This is a genomic window from Mycobacterium sp. E787, from assembly GCF_001668725.1.
Taxonomy (GTDB): domain Bacteria; phylum Actinomycetota; class Actinomycetes; order Mycobacteriales; family Mycobacteriaceae; genus Mycobacterium.
Genome location: NZ_LZKL01000083.1, coordinates 1 through 1,524, shown reverse-complemented (window position 1 = coordinate 1,524; position 1,524 = coordinate 1). Strand labels below are relative to the sequence as shown.

Below are 1,524 nucleotides of genomic sequence, written 5' to 3'. Positions count from 1 at the left end.
GTCGCGTCGAACAATCGCGGTGTGATGGATGCGCGCATGCAGAGCGGCCGCAGCCTGCTCGGCGCGGTACTCGTTGAAAAACCCCAGTCCGACGCTGGCAGCGAGGATCACGCCGATGATCAACGCCTGGGTGTGGTCCCCGAGGAAATAAGACAGCACGGCGGTGACGGCCAGCAGGATCAGCACGGCGTTGTTCAGCTGGCGGGCCAGCACCGCCCACGCGCTGACATGGTGGGTCCGGATTACATTCCGGCCGAAGCGTGTCAAACGCTCGTTAACCTGGGCGCCGGACAGTCCATCCGGCGAGGTTTCCAGCAGGCGCAGAACGTCTTCGATGGGCGCGGCTGCCACCGCACCAGCGGACATGGGTTCGCGAACTGCCGCGGCGGGCGGCTTGAACATCATCCCCGCCTCAGAGCATGCGGCGAGACCCCTGACGCCAAAGACTGCACCGCCGCAGACTAAACCGGCGGCGGCCCGGCGGGGAGGAGCCGTTTAGACACCGTTCGGATGGCTTTTGTCACTTGTGAAATGTGCCGAAATGAGGTGAGGCTGTTACCCATGCGAACCGCATACCACGAGCAGCTGGACCGCTTGGCCGCGCAATTGGGGGAGATGTGCGGACTGGCCGGCACCGCCATGAAACGAGCGACCCAGGCTTTGCTGGAGGCCGACGTCGCCGCCGCGCAGCAGGTGATCGGTGACCACGAACAGATCGTGGCGATGCGAGCGCAAGCCGAGAGAGAAGCGTTCGCGCTCTTGGCTTTACAGCAACCGGTCGCCGGCGACCTGCGGGCCGTCTTCGCCGGCATCCAGATCATCGCCGACGTGGAGCGCATGGGCGCGCTGGCAGTGCACGTGGCCAAGATCGCCGAGCGCGAGTACCCGACGCGGGTGCTTCCGGAAGAGGTCCGGCAATATTTCGCCGACATGGGCAAGGTGGCGATTGCCTTGGGCGACAGCGCAAAACAGGTGCTGATCTCCCGGGATCCCGAGTCGGCCGCCCGGCTGCACGAACAAGACGACGCGATGGACGAGCTGTACCGGGGTTTGTTCCGCGTGCTGATCGATGACGATTGGCAGCACGACGTCGCGGTGGGCGTGGAAACGGCGTTGCTGGGCCGCTTTTACGAGCGCTTCGCCGACCACGCCGTGGAGGTCGGCCGCCGAGTCATCTTCGCGGTCACCGGCGAGCTGCCCGCCGAGGACCAGATATCGACCTACTGATTGACGGCAGTTGAACAACCGGTTTCGTGGAATCGACTCAGGAGAGCCCCGCAATGCCGTTGTCGACCAAGGTGACTGACGCGCCCGACTCCTCCGCGCTGACCGCCACCCGGGTCGCCGCGGCCACCGCCGAGGAGGTCCTGGGCTGGCTGGACAGCTCGGCCGCCGGCCTGTCGAGCGCCGAGGCCGCCGCGCGGCTGGCGCGCCACGGCCCGAACGCCGTGCGGACCCACCACGTCAACGCGCTCGCGGTGCTCGGTCGTCAACTGCGCAACGCGGTGCTCATCCTGCTGGCCG

At 66.7% G+C, this 1,524-nt stretch carries 3 protein-coding genes; 2 read left to right on the top strand and 1 reads right to left on the bottom strand.

All coding sequences use genetic code 11. From position 1 onward, the window contains the following. Positions 1 to 402 (bottom strand): cation-transporting P-type ATPase (locus A5705_RS15655; protein ID WP_255400458.1); only part of this gene is annotated, 402 nt, incomplete at its 3' end. Between the two features lie 159 nt (positions 403 to 561). Between A5705_RS15655 and phoU the strand changes: the two genes are divergently transcribed. Together phoU and A5705_RS15645 are read left to right on the top strand one after the other, a co-directional pair. Continuing rightward, complete coding sequence (phoU, locus tag A5705_RS15650; protein ID WP_067875505.1) at positions 562 to 1,227, top strand: phosphate signaling complex protein PhoU; 666 nt, start codon at positions 562 to 564, stop codon at positions 1,225 to 1,227. A gap of 53 nt (positions 1,228 to 1,280) precedes the next feature. Continuing rightward, on the top strand, positions 1,281 to 1,524 hold a 244-nt coding region (locus A5705_RS15645), incomplete at its 3' end, for a cation-transporting P-type ATPase (protein WP_156738284.1).